Genomic DNA, 21,480 nt, shown 5'->3' on the forward strand with positions numbered 1-21,480 from the left:
AAACGATGAAAAAAATTAAAGCACTTTTACTGACACTTATAGCCGTATTGTTCCTTACTGCATGTTCTGCTAGTAACCAAAGCTTGGATGGAACATATACTTATGAAGAAGACGGGAGTAGCATGACGATTATAATTGACGGTCAAGATGGTTCACTTAGTATTGAAGCAGGCGATGGCTCAGGTTCCCTTTTGGGAGTAGACAACATTAGTACAGATTTTACTGTGGACAAAGAGAATAAAACATTTAACGTGGAAGGAGAAGAGCTTGAATATTCTCTTTCAGGAAACACTTTGACTGTAAGTGGAGATGGCTTCGGAACTGTTAAATTGAAGAGAGAATAATAAATGAAAGACGAGCTTTAAATGGCTCGCCTTTTTATATTAATTTGAATCGACTTCTGATATACCATACATATCCCATAATCCTTCCGGAATGTATTCCTTTAGCATACAATTCTCCCTATTTGCATTAGTTGGTAATTTTATAGATGTGAGATTGCCATCTCTATTGTATTGTTGACACAACTTTGCTATTTCACTATATACCATATTTTGCCTTACCTGAATCTTAGTTGGCTCATGTAACATTTTTCTATTCCAATATTGAACACGACTATATTTTTCATCGTCATCCAAAAAGAACATATTCACTGAACGAAATACACTATTAATTTTCCTTCTATCATTTTTAACTTCAATATACAGATATTCTTCTGTAAAAGAATTAATGATATTGGAAAACTTCAGTTGATTTTTACTTCCTCTAAAAAGTTCAAAAATATTAGTTAGCTCACTTGATGATAACACTCCAAATTCTCTCAAACTAGCCTCGGCACTTGTGAACTCTTTTCGAAAAGATTCTGTTTTTGCTAAAGTCATACACTGAATAAAAGTGTAAATACGCTCAATATCTAAAAGCACTTTCTCTCTATCAATCAGCATATAGACTTCATTAGATTGCTGTTTAATATTATTCAAGATTAAGTCACAATATCTCTCACTAATTACTAGAGTTGGATTATTACTCAATTCTTCTAATAAGTTTTGAAAAATAAACTGTTGGATTTCAGCATAAATAACAGGCAGGTATAAATCGGAAAACAAACTGTAAACCTTTTTTTCCACCTCATTTTTTTCATTTTTATCATTTTTAAAATCTGTAAGTACTTTAGTAGCCTTTGAAATGGTATTGACAATATCTTCTGAGATAACTGTTTCTATCGAAAAAATGGATAACCTTCGCAATTTGCGACTTTTTTCTGCTATTAATGTAATTATACTTTTGCCATAAAAACTTTTTCCATCTAGTGTTACTTTCTCAGGTAAAAAATCATCATCCCCCTCGTAAATCTGTTGAATAATACGGTCAATACTTGAACGACTGATATTCTCATTCGGAAAAACACTACTTCTTATATACTGTCCTGTTGGCAGAAACCCCTTGTTAAAGAAATATAAAATATCATCAACTGAATAATAAATTTTAGGATTGATTAACATTAACGTTAATACCATTGCATTTTCAAGATATACTATATACTGAGTCTGCGTATATTCATCCTTTGAAAAATCATCATTAACGGGGTGAGAAGATTGTGAAAATCCATTTAGTTTATCATATAAACTTAAAGCGGTATTTTCTAATAAGCGCCTATCTTTCTTGTTCACCTTGAATTTTGCAAAACATTCTTGTAAAAGTTCATAAATCATTTTTAATTCCGTAACTGAATTTGAAGAATTAATATGGTATTCTAAGCGCTCAACTATTTCTGAAATCTCTAATCCTTCATACAATTCATCTGTGAACATTTTCCAAGAATGATTATCAGACCAGATTTTTCTATTGACTACATGACACTCATAAAACAATCTGCTTTCTTCTCTCTCAGCTAAGATTTTATAAAATTCATCTCTATTCGAACAGCTATCCATAATATTTTTTGTGGATAGCTCAATTTTTTTATCAAAAATTTTAAACAACATAGTTCACTTAACTCCTTTATTTTCGTGAAAAATTTTTATCTACTTTTCTTTAAATTATGCTCAAACCCTTGTCAAGCAAGGACTGGTGGCTATACTCAAAACTCGCTCAAAAACTCATTTCTTTTGTTTTTTAAGTATTGTAAACTAAGACTCAAGAAGTACTTCAAAAAATGAAAGTGAGGTTTGAATATGAAAAGTAATAATTGTATAACTCTATAATAACACCTTTTCAAAACAAAAAAAGGTGATGCTTTTTAAAAGAAAAAAGAAAGGAGACATCTTATGCTTATTTTCACAGAGTTGGATGGTATTCATGAAAAAATTGTTCTGTTCGATTTGGATGAGACTCGTAAAAATCGTTATGGTATTGAAATCAAACCAGACGAAGAGTACCAAGTTGTTGGTTATTCTAACGAGAATCACGCACCTGTCTTTTTAAGCGTTGTGGTCGGTAGAGACAAAAACACCTTGCGTGTTGCTAGCACTAATACAAGACTCGATTCATTTTTGAGTGAGTTTGTTTCAAAAAAGAATAAACTCATAACAGATATTGCTTCTCTTGAAACTGAGCTTGAACGAGAAGTTGATTTGAAAGAACGTGCAATTAACGATTTAGATGTTGAAATTGACGAACTAAACAATCAACTTAAAGAACTACAACAAAGATACAAAAAGCGTAAAAAATTGGTTGATGCTGAACTCAGAAAAAACTTTTATCGCTGGATTGACAGCCACTGGTTTCTTAGAATCTTGTATTCGCTTTATGAAAACTTATCATAAGTTGAATACACTTTAGTCTTAATCGACTAATTATATAAAATTGAAAAAGCTGACATGAAATAATGCGCAGTTTGAAGAAAGCATAGATTGTGAAACGAATGAATCTGCTTTGCAGATAGCGTTATGCATCGAGTCTGAACGATTGCGTGAAGACGCAGAAAATAACGCGTCAGAATGAGTGCAACAAGCTGTGCTTTCTAGAACTCGCATTATCATTCAGTGACACCTTCAATTTTATAATTAAGATTAAACAAAGTATTCGACGTATGATGTTTTCTTAGCATACAAGATTTAAAAACTTGCTGAAACACAGCTGAAATTTTGACTGGTCAGCAACTAATTTTACAACTTTGTATTTAGATGTTTCTGCTGATTTTTATCGTCAAGAAAGTCTAAACATCATTCACGTTTGAAATTAAACTTGTACTCTCATCAAGAGAAAATGTCTTTTCAGTTTAGCTAATAAAAAAATAACAAAGAAAAAATGAGGATTAATAATATGGCTCAAGTAGAAATTATAACAGTATTAGGTATCAGTAATAAAGAAGATAAAAAAGAGGGTTGGTTATCCTGTGTCAAAACCAATTCGCCAGCTTGGAAAACACTGCTCTTACCTTTCAACAAAGAAATTTTTAGCTCTGTCTTTAATCAGCAGCTAGGTATTTATGAAGTAAAACTCAATAATACAGCCGTTGCTTTTGGCTCAAAGCCAAAATTTGAGATTGCCGAAGCTAGGCTAATCGTATCATTTGACGAAATACTTAAGGCTTACAAATAAGTTATTACTTCTAACCAGTACAAGCTAGAAAACAACCATGGATTGGACAATAGGTTGGGCTGGTTAGAAGTCCACCTGCGGTAGGCAACCAGCGCTCATCTGGGTAATGTAATAACCCAGATTCCAACACAAATACTATTTTATTATAGGAGAACAAACCAGTGAGAAACGATATACTTCAAAACATAAATTTCAAGAACAAACATCTTCATGTCGGAGTAGATGAGTTAACCATAGTAATTCAACCTAATGAAGAGACAATCGGTGAGCACCCAGACCACTGGAATCAAATTGCTAACGAACTTTCTGCAATCATTGCAGAAAAACTTTCCCTACCTTTATTATTTGGAGGAATGGTTAAAGAACGGATTTCGCCACAAGGATATACTACTTCTTACAGCTTTGAAAATATGCCTTATTTTTTAAGAATTGCCTTCCATGAGGGATATTTAAAAATGGGAATCATTATCAAATTTTCAGCGTCTGCTCTGAGCCTATACCAACAAGCCTATGAAAATTCCTATAGAGTATCCATCGGAGTCTGTGAAATACTGAAAAAGTTGGACGAACCATATTGGAATATGCATCTAAGTAGAATTGACTTTTGTGCAGACTACTTCAACTTTCCTTTATCTGTCAACGATATTTACAGCAATTTAAAATGTAAAGAATTTGAAATTATCAATTACAAAGGAAATCGTAACCATAAAAAGATGTCTGCTATCGAGATAGATGCCGAAGCTAAAACAGTAACGATTGGCTCACGTAAGAAAGGCTCAAATAGTTTTCTCAAAATTTACGACAAACTCACTGAACAATTAGAAAATAATGGAAGACATGCTCAGCTTGCTCAACAATTTCAGTCTTGGGTACGATTTGAAGTGACTTTTAGAGGGCAATACGCCAAACAACTGACCAAGCTAATTCTTTCTCTACCTTCACGCGATATGTTTCAACAATTTATCGCCAATAAAATTTTGGAAAAATATTGTTTAATTAATATGGTGACAGGACAACCAACAGAGTATAGCGAAGCATTGCTTAACTTTTCTACTATTGCTCCTCCTTTAGTGGCGACTAGCCCTAGAAATAATCAGCTAATGCAAAACATACACTATATTTTAAAGGGGAGTGGCTTCTTCCCCATGCTAGAAAAGGTCAAGCAAATTTGGGGTATACCAGCCGTAACAATACTTCTAAAAAGGTTATTGTTCGAATATGAGTACAATTATAAACCCAATGACGATGTTACTAACTGGTTAAAGAAAAATGCACTTGAATTACAGATACTAGAATTTGAAGCTTACCTTGACAGTGTAGTTGAGATTTTTCATATAAAAAACGCTCCTTCTTCCCCAGAATCCGCCAAGAAACCAGGAAGAAAGAACGCTGAATAATTGTGAAGATAAGGCAAGCTTACCCTTGCCTATTATCTCACATATTCTATTTGAAAGAAAGTATAAGAGGCAAAAAAATGATTCGCATTGTAAATAAAGATGATGTCATGAAACTAACTGGATTTTCTGATTCCCAAGCAAAAAAACACATCAGAGAAGCGAAGACAAGACTCGTTTCTGAAGGTTTTTCTTGGTACAAGAACAAACGTATCGGACGAGTCCCAATCAAGACTATTGAAGACATTCTAGGTTTTGAGTTATCCCCAAAACATGATATAATTACTAACGTACGAGAAGATACTGCTCTTGAAAAAGGAGTTTCAAATGGCAGTAACTAGACAACAAAATAAAAAATGGAAGGTGGATATTAGTGACGGTTATGATGCCGTAACTGGCGAACAAAAACGTCACAGAAAAACAGATTTTAAAACACGCAAAGAAGCTGAACGATATGAGGCAGACTATCGTATCAATAAGCTGCATCAAGTCAGACATAAAGATAAAGTTTCGGTTTCCTATCTCTACTCGCTCGTTCAAGAAGAAGATGAACTTCGAGGCAATAAACGAGGGACAATAGATAGTCAAGAATCTTACTATCGAGTATACATGTCCAAATACTTCAAAAATGCAGACATGCGAGCTGTTTCCGTTACGGACATAAAAGAATATAGAAATTGGCTCAAAAACCAACCTAGTGTAAAAGGCGGAACTCTAACCAATTCTCATGTTAATCAGCAAATGATTTTTGTCCATAAAATGTTTGATGTTGCAATTGCCAATCATATTCGACAAGATAATCCTTGTAACGGATTGAGACGATTGCCACAGCAACATAAAGAAATGGCATACTATACACCTGAGCAGTTCAAACAGTTTGATGCACTTTTTGAAGAGCATGAATATTCTTTTCAACTCTTGTATCGTGTACTAATGTTTACTGGCATGCGTATTGGCGAAGCATTAGCTTTAACTTGGCAACATATCAACCTTGAAGAAAGTTATATTGATGTTAAATACTCTGCTTATTATCGCAAAGGTCAAGCCCATATCGGTACAGTTAAAACCACACAATCCAATCGACGGATTTATATCCATCGTGCCTTCGTGGAAGAATTGAAACGCTGGAAAGAGAAACAACACAAGCGACTAAATGAATTTACTGATAATCCAAATAGCCTGCAACTCTTTCAATCAACTCCAGAGGTATTGACTAGTCCTAATGTTTCAAATTTTCGGGTTCTTCTAAAAAAAAGAATGCCCAAAAATTTAAAACTTATTCGTAACCATGATTTCAGGCATTCTCATGCTGCCTTCTTAGTCTCCCAAGGCTTACGTAATGGAGAAGGTAAAGACTATATTTTCTTTACTTTGATGAAACGATTAGGTCATTCCTCAATCAACACTACAATAAATGTATACTCGCATTTATTTCCAACCCAACAAAAAGAAATTGCTTCTGCCTTTGAAAATTTTTAATAATAAGGCAAAATAAGGCAACGAAAATTTAACAACAAGGTCTAAACCCTTGATAGGAAAGGAATCTAGAAAATCTTATGATGAATATGCAAAATATGATGCGTCAAGCACAAAAACTCCAAAAGCAAATGGAGCAAAAACAAGCCGAATTGGCTGCGACTGAGTTTGTCGGTAAATCAGCCCAAGACTTGGTGGTTGCTACATTTACAGGAGACAAAAAATTGGTATCCATCCAATACGCTGAAGCTGTTGTTGACCCAGAAGATATGGAAACTCTTCAAGATATGACTACTCAAGCCATCAACGATGCTCTGGATCAAATTGAGCAAGCGACTAAAAAAATCATGGGCGCTTTCGCTGGAAAATTGCCATTTTAATCAATTGTAGCTCCGATAAAATCGGAGCTTTTTTCCTAGTTGAATTTGCTAGTAAAATAGAGCATATTAGGGTAAAATGATACTATTAGAATTCAAAGGAGATACCGTCATGCCAGCATTTTGGGACCAATATCCTGCTATTCAGACGCAAATTGACCAGACACGTCAGATGATTGACCGGCGTGTTCATGTACGAAATTCGGATATTGAAGCTGCTATCCTTGAACTCAGCAATGCTGGTGGAAAGTATCTGCGCCCTGCTTTTTTCTTTTTATTTACTGATTTTGGAAAGGACAAGCACACTGACCCCGAGCGGCTCACTAAGATTGCAGCATCTCTTGAGATTTTGCATATGGCAACCTTGGTGCACGATGATGTGATTGACGACTCGTCTTTGCGCCGCGGGAAAACGACGGTCCAGGCCCGCTTTGGAAAAGACATCGCTGTTTACACGGGCGACTTGCTGTTTACTGTCTTTTTTGAGCTGATTTTGGAGGGGATGAATGGCACGCCATACATGGCCATCAATGCGGCATCCATGAAGAAAATCCTGATGGGTGAACTCGACCAGATGCACCTTTATTTCAACCAAGAACAGCACATCCGTGACTATCTCCGTGCGATTGCTGGAAAGACTGCCGAGCTTTTCAAATTAGCCTGCAAGGAAGGGGCCTATTTTAGTGGAGCAGACGAGTCTGTTGTGCGATTGGCAGGACGGATTGGTTACCACACTGGAATGGCCTTTCAAATTTTGGATGATATTCTCGATTATACTGCCGACAAGAAAGAGTTTAACAAACCAATTTTAGAGGATTTGGGAAATGGCGTCTATAGTCTACCACTGCTTTTTGCCCTTGAAAAAAATCCAGCCGCCTTCAAGCCACTGTTGGACAAGAAGGACCAGCTAACAGTTGCCGATACTCAGGAAATTGCAGACCTAGTCATCGACCATAAAGGTGTCGAAGACGCTCGAAATCTCGCTCGACGCTTTACCGAAAAAGCTCTGGCTGATATCAAAAGATTACCCAAAACGACATCGCGCAAGTACTTGCTACAGCTGACCAACCATCTCCTCAAACGGAAAATTTAACAAAAGAAAAGACCGGAAAGTCACCTTCCAGTCTTTTTTATTCACCATCATCAATGGCTTTCAAGAGCTGATAGCGCTCATTGCTACTAGCCAATTCTGCCGGCGAACCGGACATTTCCAATTGACCATCCTCGATGAAAATGACGCGATCTACCGCTTCAATGCCTTTCAAATGGTGTGTAATCCAAATCAAAGTCTTGCCTTCCAACTCTTCCATAAAAGTTGAAATCAAGGCTTTTTCTGTAATAGGGTCCAAGCCAACCGTCGGCTCATCCAAGATAATAATCGGTGTTTCTTTCAACAAAATCCGCGCCAAGGCCAAGCGATGCCGCTCGCCACCCGAAAAGCGCAAACCTGCCTCATCTACCATGGTTTGAAGACCAAGCGGCAAGACTGCAACCATCTCTTTCAAGCCGACGCGTTCTAAGACCTGCCAAACCTCTTCTTCGCTAGCCGCTTCATTTCCCAGACGAACATTATTGAGAATGCTGGTGTTGAAGAGATAAGGCGCTTGCTGAATCACGCCAATATAGTCCGAAATGGTCTCTTCTAGGCTCGAAACCTCCACACCTCCTAGCAAGATATGTCCTGCACTTGGCCGCAAATCGCCTCGAAGCAAGGTAGCAAGAGTGGATTTACCCGAGCCACTACGCCCTAAAATAGCTAATTTTTGTCCTGCAGGTATCTGCAAATCAAGCCCTTTTAGCACTTCTTTTTGGTCAGAAGCATAGCGGAAATGCAGACCGTCCACTGCTATATCAAAGGGAGCTTGTGGCGGCTGAGCTGCTCTTGCAACCGGATTAACCTCTGGTAAGTTGTTCAAGCGGTGAATCGAGTCCGCATATGTGTTGGTCTCTTGAGCCGCAGTGGACAAGCCTGAAAATGCTTCTGCCAGCGGAAAAACAGCCAAGACAAAGGCTGCAATCCAGTTGGCTTGTCCGCCGTGATTACCCACAAATTCCTGACTTGACCAGACAAGAGTGAGAAGCCCCAATACTCCAAACCCCAACTCAAATAGAAAAGTACGACGATTATTGAAATGACGCATCTTCTTCTGCACAGCCAACAAATCATCCTCCGAAGACTGATGAAGAGCGACATATTCCTGCCCACGTTGGCTGAAAATCCAATCCGAAACCCCCAGTACATTATCCGTCAAATCTATATACAAGTGATTTTTCAGTACCTTTTCCTGCTTCTGACGAGCTCCATTGACCAAGACAGACCAGAGGGGAAAGACAAAGATTAAAATCCCCAGATAGAGCAGGATAAACAAGGCGAACCAGACAGAGAAGAAGCCCAGACCAATCACGACAAATAGGTAGAGCAACCAGGCAATCAAGGTTGGAAAAATCGTTCGCAGATAGAGGTTTTGGAGATGATTGATATCTTCTGCCAAGAGCCCCATGATGTCTCCCAAACGGTAATTGCGTTTGAGGAAAATGGCATCCTGTTCCAGACTCTCATACAATTTTTTCCGTAAAGTTGACGTCATCCGCAAGACCCAGTTATGGCTGGTCAACCGTTCAACATAACGAAAAATTGGCCGACTAATCCCAAATGCTCGTGTCAAAACAATCGGGATATAAACCAGCAAGATATTGACAGGGAGTGACGCTGACTTACTGATGAGAAAACCTGAGTTGAACATCAGCGCCGCTGCGCTGAAGAAGGTCAAAAATCCCAAAATTAGAGCCGTCACTAGCGAGAACTGATATTGCTTAAAAAACGGCTTGACCCACTGGTCTCTTTTTAACTCTTGAAACAATGGTATCTTATTCATGATTGCCTCCCATAGCATGCTTTAACTGATAGAGATAGCCTTTTTGAGCCAGCAATTCTTGGTAAGGACCGAATTCAACCACCTTACCTTGATCCAGAACAAGAATGACATCCATTTCTTGCAACCAGTGCAAGCGGTGAGTCGCAAAGAAAACTAAACGATTGTCCATCAATGGAATCATTTTTTCCTTGAGTTCTAACTCAGTCTCGATATCCAAGTGAGCTGTTGGCTCGTCAAACAGCATGATGCGGCGTTGTCTATCCAGAAATGCACGCGCCAAGGCAATCCGTTGCGCCTGACCACCCGAAAGAGGGCGAGCCCCATTTCCGACCAAGGTATCCAGACCCTGTGGCAGTTCAGCCACCAACTCCTCTAGCCCGACCACTCGAATAGCCTCCCAGACTTCCTCGTCACTGGCTGTCGGTGTATAGAAGCGGATATTTTCTCGTAGCGATGTCTCAAAAACATAGGGAGACTGTGGAATATAGAGAAGTTGCTTGCGCCAATTTTCCTGATGCAGGTTGGTCACCACTTCACCATCCAGGTCAATCTGACCGCTAGCTGTTGGCAAAAAACCACCTAGTAGATTGATTAGGCTGGATTTTCCTGAACCGCTCATCCCAATAATCCCAACCTTCTGGAATCCTGTGAAGGTTAGATTTGTGCCTTCTAACAAGGTCTTGTCCTCGTAAGCCATGGAAATATCCTGCAAGGCAAGCTGACTGGTTGGATGCCAAGTCTCAAGAGATACTTGCTCCTCACGAATATCCTCCGTTGCCAAGACCGCTTGAATCGCCTGAAAAGCATTTTTCCCATCCAAGGTCGCATGGTAATCGCTTGAAAATTCACGAACAGGCAGGAAATACTCGGGTGCCAAGATTAGTATCGTCAAAGCTGGCAATAAGAAAATTTGCTCATTTAAGAGACGAAGACCTAGCAATACCGCGACAATGGCGATTGACAAGGTGGTAAAGAAATCCAAGGCAAACGTAGATAAAATCCCGATTCGCAAGGTAGACATGGTCGCCTTCCGAAAGACTTCACTGGTATTGTAGATGCTAGTGGCATAGCGTTTGCTAAGACCGAAAAAGCGAAGGGTGTCCATGCCACGCAGCGAGTCTAAAAAGTGATTGGACAAGGATTGGTAGGACTCGTACTGACGGTCCGCCTTTGCCTTCGCAGCCAATCCAAGAATAATCATAAAGACGATAATCAAGGGAAAGACCAAAAGCAAAATCACTCCCGATTTCCAATCCAAGTAAAAAATAGTCGCCAGTACAATCCAGGGAACCACACTCATATCCATCATCTTTTTGAGGATGAGGTGCAGATAATTTTCAACCAAGGAAATGCCGTCCAGAGCCATCGTAACTGTATTCCCCGTTCCTTGATTTTGGACAACCTGCGGCCCCAAATCAAAGAGTTTTTCCAACAGTTGCCCACGAAGAAGTTTCCCTTGCATGGCTGAGAAATCATCCAGCCGCTCATCCTTTACATAGTTGATGGCGTGACGTCCTAGATAAGAAACGAGAAAAGTGACCATTGGCACGATTTGCCCCACCAAGGCCTGCCCCTCCCAGAGCCCTGTAATGGCCAAACTCAAAGAATATGCCTGTCCGATAATAAAGATTGCCTGAAGGATGTCTAATCCCACAAGCAATCCCATTAGTTTATGAATACCGGATAAGCGCATAACCGCTTTATCTAACATTATTTTTCTCCTGCATGAACCACTGGTAAAGCAATGCGTTTTCTGAAAATATAGTAGCTCCACGCCGTATAAGCCAGTACAAATGGTACCAAGGTTAAGGCAACAATGGACATGATTTTCAGAGTATAAGGCGATGAAGAAGCCTTTTCAATTAACAAGTCATACTTGGCGCTGATAGAGCTAATCATAACACGTGGGAAGAGCCCTTGGAACAAGAGAACTACAACTGCTACCAAGCTCAAACCGCTTGATAAAAAGGCTGTCAACTCCACACCTTTGAAGATTGCTACATGGGCCACCACCGTCAAGACCACAATCAAAAGGGTCAATGCAAAACTAGCGATAAAGTGCAATTGGAAGAAGTCTGTCTTCAGCACCAACAAGAGTGTAAAAACAACCAAACCAAGGTAGAGAACCCAGTAGAGGAACTGCGCGTAGTTGCGCGCACGTTCACGAACAGGACCATCTGTTTTCAAACTAATGTAATTCAAACCGTGCAAGTAAGACATGAGTACCATAGCTACTCCACCAACGATAGAGAAGAGGTTAAAATAATCTCCAAAACTTGCCCAAACATTTCCATCTGCATCCATTGGCATCCCTTGAACCAAGCTGATAAAGAGGACGCCAAAGAAGAATGGCACAATCGTTGAGCCGATGGTCAAGGTCCAGTTCCACAATTGTTTTTGATGGGCTTCGACTTTATGACGGAATTCAAAGGATACCCCGCGGATAATCAAGCCAAACAAAATTGTCAACAAAATCAAGTAATAACCACTAAAAAGTGATGCGTACCAGTAAGGGAATGAAGCAAACATGGCCCCACCCGCTGTCAACAACCAGACTTCATTTCCATCCCAAACAGGGCCAATCGTATGAACAATCTGGTCTTTTTCCTCTTCGTTGTGGGCCAAGCTTTGAACAGCCATGCCGACACCGAAGTCAAAGCCTTCCAAGAAGAAGAAACCTGAAAAAAGAAGTCCGATTAGAAAGAACCATAATAGTTGTAATCCACTCATCTTAGTAGGCTCCTTTCTCAAATGGGTCAATCGTTGAATAAGCATTCAAACGAGCTTGCTCTTCTTCGTACTCTGGTCCTTTTTTCAATTCGCGAACAGTCAAGCCGACCATCATCACGGCCAAACCACCAAAGAGTAGGAAGTAAACAGTATTTGAAATCAATAGAGATGTCACGGAAACATTTGGTGATACGGAGTCTTTGATTTTAAACAAACCGTAGACCGTCCAAGGGTAACGCCCTTGTTCTGTGATAATCCAACCAAATGAGTTGGACAAGAACGGTGCAAATGTTGTCAAGGCAACAATCCACATCATCCATTTGTGCTTGTAAAGAATCGGTGCTTTCTTACGTGTCAAGAAGAGACCAAGTACCGATACACCCAACATCAACATACCAAAGGCTGCCATTGTACGGAAACCGTAGAACATGAGGTTTACCATTGGGTAATAATTGTCCTCACCATATTCTGCCACGAGGTTTTTATTGGCTGTTTCCATACCATCAACCGCACCTGACAATTTTCCGTAAGAAAGGATAGACAGCATGTATGGGATTTTAATGCCAAACACTTGCTTGTGCTGAGCTTCATCCGCCCAAGCCACAACCGTCCAGGCTGCAGGATTACCAGAATCCTCGTAATCCCCTTCCATGGCTGCAAATTTCATTGGTTGGTCTTCAATCAAGGCCTTCATTTGCAAGTCACCAGCTCCCATAACAGCAAGAGAACCAAGCAGACCGACAATCAAACCAACGCGCAATGATTTTTCGTAAATTTCTTGAACAGACTCCGTCAAACTTTCCATTTTCAAGAGACGGAAAGCAGCCATCCCTGCTACGACAATCCCACCCATGGTGAAAGCACCAAAGATAACGTGAGTAAACTCATAGAAAAACTGATGATTGGTAATCAAGGCCAAGAAATCGGTCATCTGCGCACGTCCGTTGATGACTTCGTAGCCAACTGGATGTTGCATGAAGGCATTGGCCGTCAAAATCCACATAGCAGACATCATTGAGCCAAATACAACCAACCAGATAAAGGTGGCATGCAAGCCCTTGCTGATTTTCTTGTTGTCCCAAGTAAACATCCAAAGTCCCAAGAATGTTGACTCCATAAAGAAGGCCAAGAGGGCTTCAACTGCCAGTGGTGCCCCAAAGACATCCCCGACAAAGCGTGAATAGTCTGACCAGTTCATCCCAAATTGGAATTCTTGGATAATCCCGGTCACCACACCGACCGCAAAGCTGAGCAACATAATGTTACCCCAAAACTTGGTCATTTTTTTGTAGATATCATTTTTCGTTTTGACATACATGGTTTCCATAATTGCCACTATCAAACTTGTTCCGATAGTAAATGGCACGAAGAAGAAATGGAAAACTGTTGTCATGGCAAACTGGAAGCGTGCTAAAGTTTCAATATTCATCATAATCCCTCTTTCTAATGTCTTGCATTAGAATGTATCCTAAAATAGCTGTTTCAGCCGAGTAATGATCCAACTAATCTTAATGGTAAAGGTCGAAACGGCCTTTGGCCATGAGTTCCTTTAAGCCACCGATATCAAGGAGTGACTTGTTCATAATCATTTTCTTCGCAGCTGAGGCTGGGTAGGCTTTCAAGGTCACACCAAGCGACTCACCGAGTCCATGCGTATTCCCAACAGAAGCAACAGTTCCCAATGACTTAAACTTAAAGTCTACAGGTGCTTGTCCTTTTAGTTGAAGAGCCAAGTTTTTAGCCACGTGAGCTCCCATGCGTGTCGCGATTTGAGCTGTCGTTGGGAATGGGCGATTTGAGGCTGTATCCATGAAGGCTGCTACGTCACCGATGATGTACATGTCTTGGTGAGCGGGATCACGCAAGTCCGCACCAACTACGACACGACCACGACGTTGGTCAAATCCTGACTCAGCCATAACAGGGCTACCGCTGACACCCGTTGTCCACACGATTGTTCCAGCCGTCAATGACTGGTATTCTGTATCTTCTGGATTGGTCACGTACAATACTTGACCGTCTTTGATTTCTTTAATCATGCAACCAAGCATGAGGTTGGTTCCAACTTTGCGCACAAGTTCTGTACCGTAGGCTGCCAAGTTATCATCAAACATTGGGAAAATGCGGCTTGCCGCTTCCACGCAGATGATTTCAATTTTTTCAGGAGCTACACCAGCCAAGTCCGCATAAACCTTACGCTCGTCTGCAAAGGCACCCGCCAACTCAACACCTGTAAATCCAGCTCCACAGATCAATAGACGCAAATTGTTCTCATCTTTTGTTTCGCGGTAGGCTTTCATTTTAGCTAGGATGTGCTCATGGATGGCAACTGCTTGGTCAATCGTTGTCATTTGCAAGGCATTGTCCATTGCGCCTGGGATGCCAAACGTTTCTGAAGTAAAGCCCAAGGCTACAACGACATAATCATAGGTCAACTGACCATGTTGTACCAATTCAACTGTTTTTGCATCTGCATTGACCGTCACAACTGAATCTTGAATGAAGGTTACTTTTTTCGGGTCAATCACATCTGCGATTGGGTACGAAATTTTTTCTTTCGGCACTGAACCAGCTGCCACTTCGTGCAATTCTGTTGCTTCATAGTGGTAATCATTGCGATCCACCAATGTAATATGGAAATCACCAGCTTGTTTTTGCAAGGAAACAACTGTTTTCAACCCTGCATAGCCAGCTCCAAGAACGAGGACTTCTTTCATAATCTAACTCCTTTTATAGTAAAATCCCAAATAGATAGGTCAGGGCTTGAGTTGCCGAACCCAAGGCCAAAATCCGTATCGCACACACAAACGTTTCTTTCTTGACTTGCTTTTGCCACAACTGCCGTGTCTGTCTGTAAATAAACGGAACCAAGACAAGCGTCAGCAAGACTGTGGCGGGAGCCAGCCCAAAAAGAAACTCCAACAAAATCGCAAGCACCGCCAAGATATTGGCTAGTGCAAACAAGTACAAGCCACCCCTAGTGCCAGTATAGTGGACCAAGGTATAGCGGTGGTTCTTTTCATCTTCTTCCTTGTCGCATAGATTATTGGCCAACATCAGATTGGCAATCCATAGGGTATTAGGCAAGGAAATGAGGAGAATCTGTCCAATCGTTTGCATATCCCAGCTAAACACCTGATAGGTATTGAGATAGACACAGATCAGACTAATCATGAACCCCATGGTAAATCCCGAGAATACCTCTCCTAGCGGCAAACTAGACAAGGGCTTGGGCCCCGAAGAATAGAAAATCCCAACAGCAAAACAAAAACCACCCATCAACAACAAGGGCCATCCAACCAGCCATGCCAAGGCAAGACCAAGTAGGGTCGAAGCACCGATCAGGCAGGCTAATAAGATTTCTACCTGACGCAGAGATAAATTCTTCCGCCCGATAATGTTGGTATCTGTCTTGTAGGTCTTATCGACCGCATTCTGATAATCATTGTAGTTGTCCCACACATCCACAAACATGTTAAACAAAAACATGGCTAGAAAATACAAACCAACCAATAGGGGATGTATACTGCCATACTGATAATAGGAATAACACAGACCGATTAGAAAAGGGAGTACACTTGCCGTTTTTGCTTTGATTTCAACTAATTCCAGAAACACTGGTAACGTCATCTTTGTCCCCTTTCTATGTTTATAGTTCTTTAACATTCCTATTATAGAAGAAAAAGATAACGATTGAAAATAATTGATCTAGAAATTTTAGGAACAACTAAAAAAAACGAGTCCAACCCGATTTTTACTCTTTCATTTTGTTTTTAGGTCCAAGAAAATCCCTTTTTCTGCTAAATTGTCAAGACATTCTTTCCGATAATCAGCATCGTGCTCCGGATAGATGGGATTTCCAATCTGAACTGGAACAAGATTTTCATAAGCTAAACAAGTCTTCCCACGATAACCTTTCTGCAACCACTCTTCAGAGACCTTATAACCTCGCCGCGTCATCTCCTCCATAATCAGCTGATGATAGGCAAATAGACAATAGGGCGAATAATCAAAAACATAGTTCACCGTCGCGTGTTTCTTTCCCCAACCATTTCCCCGCAAGGCACAGCACTCTCGGTGTTGCCCCAGTAGCTGCGGACGTGGTAGAAGCGAAATGAAATCTTGATGCCACAATCTCACTCATCATCCTCCTTTAAAATACTGGTATTGCTCAGATAGGTATTCGGATAGTGTTTTAGAAGATCTTGCAGTGCCTTGATAAGTGTTCCCTTGTCCACACTACCCGCTGCATACTGCTCCAATCGGAATAGGAAGTCTCTCTTTTCCTCTGGTCTGGCTACCTTTTTGAAATACCCCCACATATGCTGCATGGCCGTGTAGACATACTGGCGATTTTCCTCCATACCCCGAGCTTGCTCAATCAGACGATGCACCTCACTCAAATCAACCACATCCGACTTCAAATACTGACGAATCTCCAAATAAATCTTTGGCGACTGACTCAGGACCTCATACTTATATCTTGCCCAAAGCTCTTCTGCCTGCTTCTTGATACTTTTTTCAACCATTTTATCACCCTCGCACTCCTAGCAATCAAACTCTGCATACCGCATACACATCAACTCTCCCCAGTATAACACATTCCTTGAACAATAGAAAATCCTCTCATAAGAGAGGATAAAACTTATTCTTTAGCCAATTCCAGACAATAGGATTTTTTATGGCAGTACGGACAGGTTAGTTTCCGCGTACGGGGCGTGTGCCCTGCCCAGGCAAATTCTTTAAAACTTGGCTCAAAAATATGGTGACAATTGGGACAGAGATAGTGAAATTTCTTGCGAAAACGAATAACCGTATAGGTATAGATAGAAATAAAGCCCCCCATCATACACCACTGCAACCACCGAAGACCCAAGTGACCAACCCCAAAGACAAGAAGAGCATAAACCACCGCTTCTAATAGGAGGATACCATACATCTTCCATTGTAACTTTTGCCACGAATCTTGATTTTTCATAGTGATCGAAAGGTCTGTCAGGTAGGCCAACTCATAGTTATCTTGCTTTTTCAAACTGTCAAGTACGTTGACAGCTGTGTCAAGTTTTGCTTGCGCAGACCCAACCTCTGTTTTTAATTGTTTAATCTGGGTCACCAAGAGCATTTCCAGAACCTGCTGAATATTTTCTTCGACCAATATTTTCCCGATATCATCAATGGAAAAATCCAATTCTCGCAGAAAACAGATAATTTGAAGCGTCATCAAATCCTCTTCCGAATAAATCCTCCGCCCACCTTCTGTGACATCGCTCGGTTGCAAAATCCCTCGCTGGTCATAGTATTGGACTGTCCGAACAGAGACATTGGCTTTCTTGGCTAGCTCCCCAGTTGTATAGGTAACAGACATTTCTTCACCTCCCTTCTGCCCTCATTATAGGACATAACCCAGCGTTACGAGCAATCCCTCACCTTAGGTTATTTTTCATTTTTTCTAAAATCGATACAAGAGACCTTCCATTTGGTAACGCAGGAGGTCTGCATAATCGTGGTCTTCTTCCAATTCCTGCAAGAGAGCTTTCAGTTCTGTCAAGTTGTCCGTAATAATCCCATCCACCTGCAACTGCACCGTTTGATTCATAGTATCAGTATCATTTGGCGTCCAGGCATAGACCATCTTCTGGCGAAGCCAGGATTTGACCATAAAATTCTGGTCGAGTGACGAATACTCCATAGTGTAGCCGTCAGCCACTGTTGTTGGATAGATTGAGTTAAACGGCAGGATAAAAGCCGTTACCAACTTAGGTTCATACTCTTCCGCTTGTCGAATGACATCATAATCCAAGGACTGCAAGCGATGACCATATTGCAGCAAGGTCTTGCTGTACTTTTTGAGAAAATTTCGTGTCATATTGTGAGAATCCGTCGAATTAACTTTAATCTCTACTAGTAACTTTTGACCCAATTCATTTGCCCGCTTCAAGTAGGCATCAAAAGACGGAACTGGGGCCGACATGCCATTTTCACTGGCTGTCATCGCGGTCATCTCGCTCAAACTATAATCGTGGGTGCCGCCAGGAAAACCTGTCAACTGCTGGATATCATTGTCGTGCATGACCACAAATTGTCCATCCTTGGTCTCCTGAACATCCATCTCGACATAGTCCGGTTTCAATACCGCTGTTTTTTCAAGTGAAGAAATGGTATTTTGAACACCATTTTTCAAATTAACCCCTCGGTGTGAAATGGTTACGGGAAGAGTGCTAAATGGAAAGTAGAGATTTACCGCGCCTTGCAGACCAAAGTAAAGACTAGCCAACAGCATGATGGTCAAGCGCAAGCGATGACGCAAACGTGAACGACGATAGTCTGGCATTCCTTGTCTCGTCAACATTTCTACAAATTTAATCAAGAAGATGGCCACTGCACCATAGTAGGCAAATCGCAGTACAATATAGTTGCCCACTGCTGCCACCGCTGAAATCTCCTCTGGTAACAAGTCTGCAGCTACCTGTAGGCTATAAGTCACGATGCCAAAAAGCAGGAAAAAGAGCTGCGACTGCAACATAATCCACAGCAAGCGCAGAAGGGATTTCCACTGCTCGCTCCCTCTCGTTTTTTCCCATGAAGTCAGCAACGAAGCCCGCACCCCTTTTTGGTCAAAATAAACTAGCGGAAGGGCGTACATGACACGCGCAGTCAGCCAGAAAAAGAGGAGCAGACAGCCTGTAATCAGCCCGCCTAGCAGGTATTGATTGGAGAGATAGTCGAGGATAAACTGCGGAACGACCAGCTTGTTGAAGTAGTAAATTCCCAAGATTCTCCGTAAAAAAGGAAAAAGAATCACGGAAAAACAGAGCACAAAGAGAATCTTAGACAAGTGCAGACTTCGTAAATTTGAGCAGAGACCTCGGTAGGTCTGACCGATAAATTGTCTCAAGGTTTTGGGTTCCTGGTCCAGTAGTGTCAAGATTCCTGTCAGGACAAAGCCGATTTCTAGATAGGATATCAAGAGATTGACTAAGATTAAGAGCACAAAGAGGCCTGTAACCCACCACCGCGCCGTCAAGACCGCACCTATATTGGTCGTGGAGAGATAGGCATGCCCCGTCAAACGCAAGAGATGCTCTGCTAAAAACGAATTCACCGGAATCCAAATCACCTCAATGGCACCAAAAAGGGCCAAAAATAGTAATAAAATCTTATCCAGCTGATGATAAACTTTTTGAATTTCTTTCAACATGTATTTCATAGCCATAGTGTCGCATATTTGAGAGGAAAATGCAAGATTTGATAAAATAGGGTTGAATTATCTAGAATATTCTGATATGATTGAATTATCTGAAAATTAAGTCAAGGAGCATGAATATGACAAGACACATTCATTGGGATGGAAATCTCTCTCAAGAAGGGTACGATATTATTAGAGGTGAGGGTGGTGTAATCGTCTGCCCTACAAAGGTTGGATACATTATCATGACAGCTGACAAGGCTGGTTTGGAGCGTAAATTTGATGCAAAAGAACGCAAACGCAACAAACCAGGTGTCGTTCTCTGCGGTAGCATGGATGAATTACGCGAATTGGCACAATTGACGCCTGAAATCGATGCTTTCTACAAAAAACATTGGGACGAGGACATTCTTTTAGGTTGTATTCTTCCTTGGAAGCCAGAAGCTTATGAGAAAATGAAGGCCTATGGTGATGGTCGTGAAGAGCTGATGACTGACGTTCGTGGTACTTCTTGCTTTGTTATCAAGTTCGGCGTAGCCGGTGAGCAGATTGCCAAAGAAATGTGGGAAAAAGAAGGTCGTATGGTCTACGCTTCTTCTGCCAATCCTTCTGGTAAAGGGAATCGTGGTAAGGTCGAAGGAATCGGTGAACGCATCGAGTCTAAAGTTGACTTGGTCATCGAGGCAGACGACTACGTCGCTTCTATCCAACCCGACAAGACCATCGAAACGCGCTACGAACAAGGTGTCATGGTGTCTATGGTTGATGCCGATGGTAAACTCATTCCCGAGCAAGGTGCCAACAGCCGCTCAATCGAGCCATGTCCAGTTGTCATCCGCAAAGGTCTCGATATTGATAAGATTATGATACACCTATCAGACCACTTCAACTCTTGGAATTACCGCCAAGGTGAATACTATTAACTCTCGCTAACTAGGTTAGAACCCCCAAAGAGAGCTGTATTGATGATACAGCTCTTTTTTAGGTCAACTGTCGAATTTTTTCTTCCACCTCATCAATGGCTCTTCCCAATCTGCAATTCCAGTCTGTCTTGAGAATGTCTATGACTTTCTGGTAATCCTGGATAGCGCCAGCCTTGTTTCCTAAAAGGAGATAACACTGGGTAATGGCAAGATGGTAATCTGTGAATCGAGGTTTCTCTTGCGCCTCATAAGCCGCCTCCCAGATAGGAGTGACCTCTTCGTAGCAACCGTGAGCAGATAGGGAATTGGCCACTGAAAACAGCAGACGCCAATCATCTAATAAATTATCCAGCAAATAAAGATAAATTGCTGTTTGCTCGAGATTCTGCTCCAGTGTCTTGATGTAGTAGTCAATCAAGTCTGTATGATTTCTGACATCCCAGTCAAACAGAAATCCCTTTGAAGTCTGTGTAATAATACTCAAACTAGACTTATCGTTTGGTCGAGCCTGCTCCATAAAATTCTCACCGCAGTGGAAATAAAGATAGGCTAGCAATTCTGACTGTCGCAAGCTTGAATCGGATAAGCGTTTCTCTTGTAAAAATCTCTCATACTCCGCGATTTCTCGCATACTGAGAAATTGGCCACTATCCAGCCGACCTTCAATTTTATCCAGATATTTTTCCTTGGTATAATCAAATAACTCATCAATACTAACTCCAAAAACCATTGCTAGTTCAGGAAGCAAGCCAATTTCTGGTTGAGCCGTATTGGTTTCCCATTTGGAAATAGCTTGATTGGACAGACCAAGCTTATCCGCCAACTGCTGCTGACTGAGACCTGCCTCTCTTCGCAATACTTTAATTTTTTCACCAATTGTTTGCATGGTAATAACTCCTTGTTTTATTCATCTTGAGCTCTTGACAATCACAGTATAAACCCAAAGGAAACAACTATCAATAGGAAATTAGTTGG

21 protein-coding genes are annotated in these 21,480 nt (G+C 41.0%); 9 read left to right on the top strand and 12 right to left on the bottom strand.

Annotated elements, in window-relative coordinates; translation table 11 throughout:
* The first annotated feature begins 5 nt into the window (after positions 1-5).
* Entirely contained in the window at positions 6-344 is a 339-nt protein-coding gene (locus ABID27_RS07390) for a hypothetical protein (RefSeq protein WP_354281305.1), read from the top strand.
* 39 nt (positions 345-383) lie between these two features.
* On the opposite strand, the gene ABID27_RS07395 is transcribed toward ABID27_RS07390, so the two are convergent.
* Positions 384-1,985, bottom strand: coding sequence for a hypothetical protein (locus tag ABID27_RS07395; RefSeq protein WP_354281307.1), 1,602 nt, complete (start codon positions 1,983-1,985; stop codon positions 384-386).
* Between the two features lie 282 nt (positions 1,986-2,267).
* On the opposite strand from ABID27_RS07395, the gene ABID27_RS07400 reads away from it, so the two are divergent.
* The 7 genes from ABID27_RS07400 to ABID27_RS07430 all read left to right on the top strand — a co-directional run bounded on the left by ABID27_RS07400 (position 2,268) and on the right by ABID27_RS07430 (position 7,883).
* Positions 2,268-2,765, top strand: coding sequence for a coiled-coil domain-containing protein (locus ABID27_RS07400; protein WP_354281309.1), 498 nt, complete (start codon positions 2,268-2,270; stop codon positions 2,763-2,765).
* 499 nt (positions 2,766-3,264) lie between these two features.
* Positions 3,265-3,543, top strand: a complete 279-nt coding sequence (locus ABID27_RS07405) for a hypothetical protein (protein WP_029180140.1) — start codon at positions 3,265-3,267, stop codon at positions 3,541-3,543.
* A gap of 161 nt (positions 3,544-3,704) precedes the next feature.
* Complete coding sequence (locus tag ABID27_RS07410; RefSeq protein ID WP_354281311.1) at positions 3,705-4,940, top strand: replication initiation factor domain-containing protein; 1,236 nt, start codon at positions 3,705-3,707, stop codon at positions 4,938-4,940.
* A 77-nt stretch (positions 4,941-5,017) separates the two neighbouring features.
* Positions 5,018-5,278: a DUF3173 family protein gene (locus tag ABID27_RS07415; protein ID WP_354281313.1), complete on the top strand. Its 261-nt coding sequence runs from the start codon at positions 5,018-5,020 to the stop codon at positions 5,276-5,278.
* Positions 5,265-6,416 (top strand): site-specific integrase, encoded by a 1,152-nt coding sequence (locus ABID27_RS07420; RefSeq protein WP_354281315.1) that lies wholly within the window; start codon positions 5,265-5,267, stop codon positions 6,414-6,416. The genes ABID27_RS07415 and ABID27_RS07420 overlap by 14 nt, the downstream gene beginning before the upstream one ends.
* Before the next feature lie 77 nt (positions 6,417-6,493).
* Positions 6,494-6,793 carry a YbaB/EbfC family nucleoid-associated protein gene (locus ABID27_RS07425; protein ID WP_354281317.1) on the top strand — a complete coding sequence of 100 codons (300 nt, stop codon included), beginning with the start codon at positions 6,494-6,496 and terminating at the stop codon, positions 6,791-6,793.
* Positions 6,794-6,902: 109 nt separating this feature from the next.
* Complete coding sequence (locus ABID27_RS07430; RefSeq protein ID WP_354281319.1) at positions 6,903-7,883, top strand: polyprenyl synthetase family protein; 981 nt, start codon at positions 6,903-6,905, stop codon at positions 7,881-7,883.
* 37 nt (positions 7,884-7,920) lie between these two features.
* Here the strand turns inward: ABID27_RS07430 and cydC are convergent, their stop codons facing one another.
* The 10 genes from cydC to ABID27_RS07480 all read right to left on the bottom strand — a co-directional run bounded on the left by cydC (position 7,921) and on the right by ABID27_RS07480 (position 19,603).
* On the bottom strand, positions 7,921-9,666 hold the full coding sequence (cydC, locus tag ABID27_RS07435) for a thiol reductant ABC exporter subunit CydC (RefSeq protein ID WP_354281321.1): 1,746 nt from the start codon (positions 9,664-9,666) through the stop codon (positions 7,921-7,923).
* On the bottom strand, positions 9,659-11,377 hold the full coding sequence (gene cydD / locus ABID27_RS07440) for a thiol reductant ABC exporter subunit CydD (protein WP_253365532.1): 1,719 nt from the start codon (positions 11,375-11,377) through the stop codon (positions 9,659-9,661). Before cydD ends, cydC begins: the two co-directional genes overlap by 8 nt.
* Entirely contained in the window at positions 11,377-12,396 is a 1,020-nt protein-coding gene (gene cydB / locus ABID27_RS07445; RefSeq protein WP_253365530.1) for a cytochrome d ubiquinol oxidase subunit II, read from the bottom strand. Before cydB ends, cydD begins: the two co-directional genes overlap by 1 nt.
* Before the next feature lies 1 nt (position 12,397).
* A complete protein-coding gene (locus tag ABID27_RS07450; RefSeq protein ID WP_354281436.1) occupies positions 12,398-13,825 on the bottom strand; it encodes a cytochrome ubiquinol oxidase subunit I in 1,428 nt (475 codons plus the stop codon).
* A gap of 79 nt (positions 13,826-13,904) precedes the next feature.
* Positions 13,905-15,113 carry an NAD(P)/FAD-dependent oxidoreductase gene (locus ABID27_RS07455; protein WP_253365528.1) on the bottom strand — a complete coding sequence of 403 codons (1,209 nt, stop codon included), beginning with the start codon at positions 15,111-15,113 and terminating at the stop codon, positions 13,905-13,907.
* A gap of 13 nt (positions 15,114-15,126) precedes the next feature.
* Positions 15,127-16,026, bottom strand: coding sequence for a prenyltransferase (locus ABID27_RS07460; protein ID WP_253365526.1), 900 nt, complete (start codon positions 16,024-16,026; stop codon positions 15,127-15,129).
* A 132-nt stretch (positions 16,027-16,158) separates the two neighbouring features.
* Positions 16,159-16,536, bottom strand: coding sequence for a TIGR02328 family protein (locus ABID27_RS07465; RefSeq protein WP_253365524.1), 378 nt, complete (start codon positions 16,534-16,536; stop codon positions 16,159-16,161).
* A complete protein-coding gene (locus ABID27_RS07470) occupies positions 16,533-16,925 on the bottom strand; it encodes a DUF1722 domain-containing protein (RefSeq protein ID WP_253365522.1) in 393 nt (130 codons plus the stop codon). The genes ABID27_RS07465 and ABID27_RS07470 overlap by 4 nt, the downstream gene beginning before the upstream one ends.
* Before the next feature lie 116 nt (positions 16,926-17,041).
* Complete coding sequence (locus ABID27_RS07475; RefSeq protein ID WP_354281325.1) at positions 17,042-17,761, bottom strand: MerR family transcriptional regulator; 720 nt, start codon at positions 17,759-17,761, stop codon at positions 17,042-17,044.
* 84 nt (positions 17,762-17,845) lie between these two features.
* Positions 17,846-19,603, bottom strand: a complete 1,758-nt coding sequence (locus tag ABID27_RS07480; protein WP_354281327.1) for a glycerophosphoryl diester phosphodiesterase membrane domain-containing protein — start codon at positions 19,601-19,603, stop codon at positions 17,846-17,848.
* A 116-nt stretch (positions 19,604-19,719) separates the two neighbouring features.
* Between ABID27_RS07480 and ABID27_RS07485 the strand changes: the two genes are divergently transcribed.
* Complete coding sequence (locus ABID27_RS07485) at positions 19,720-20,505, top strand: L-threonylcarbamoyladenylate synthase (RefSeq protein ID WP_253365512.1); 786 nt, start codon at positions 19,720-19,722, stop codon at positions 20,503-20,505.
* 58 nt (positions 20,506-20,563) lie between these two features.
* Here the strand turns inward: ABID27_RS07485 and ABID27_RS07490 are convergent, their stop codons facing one another.
* On the bottom strand, positions 20,564-21,391 hold the full coding sequence (locus ABID27_RS07490) for a helix-turn-helix domain-containing protein (RefSeq protein ID WP_354281329.1): 828 nt from the start codon (positions 21,389-21,391) through the stop codon (positions 20,564-20,566).
* Positions 21,392-21,480: the final 89 nt, after the last annotated feature.

The organism is Streptococcus gallinaceus (assembly GCF_040545695.1).
GTDB classification, from domain to species: Bacteria; Bacillota; Bacilli; order Lactobacillales; family Streptococcaceae; genus Streptococcus; species Streptococcus gallinaceus.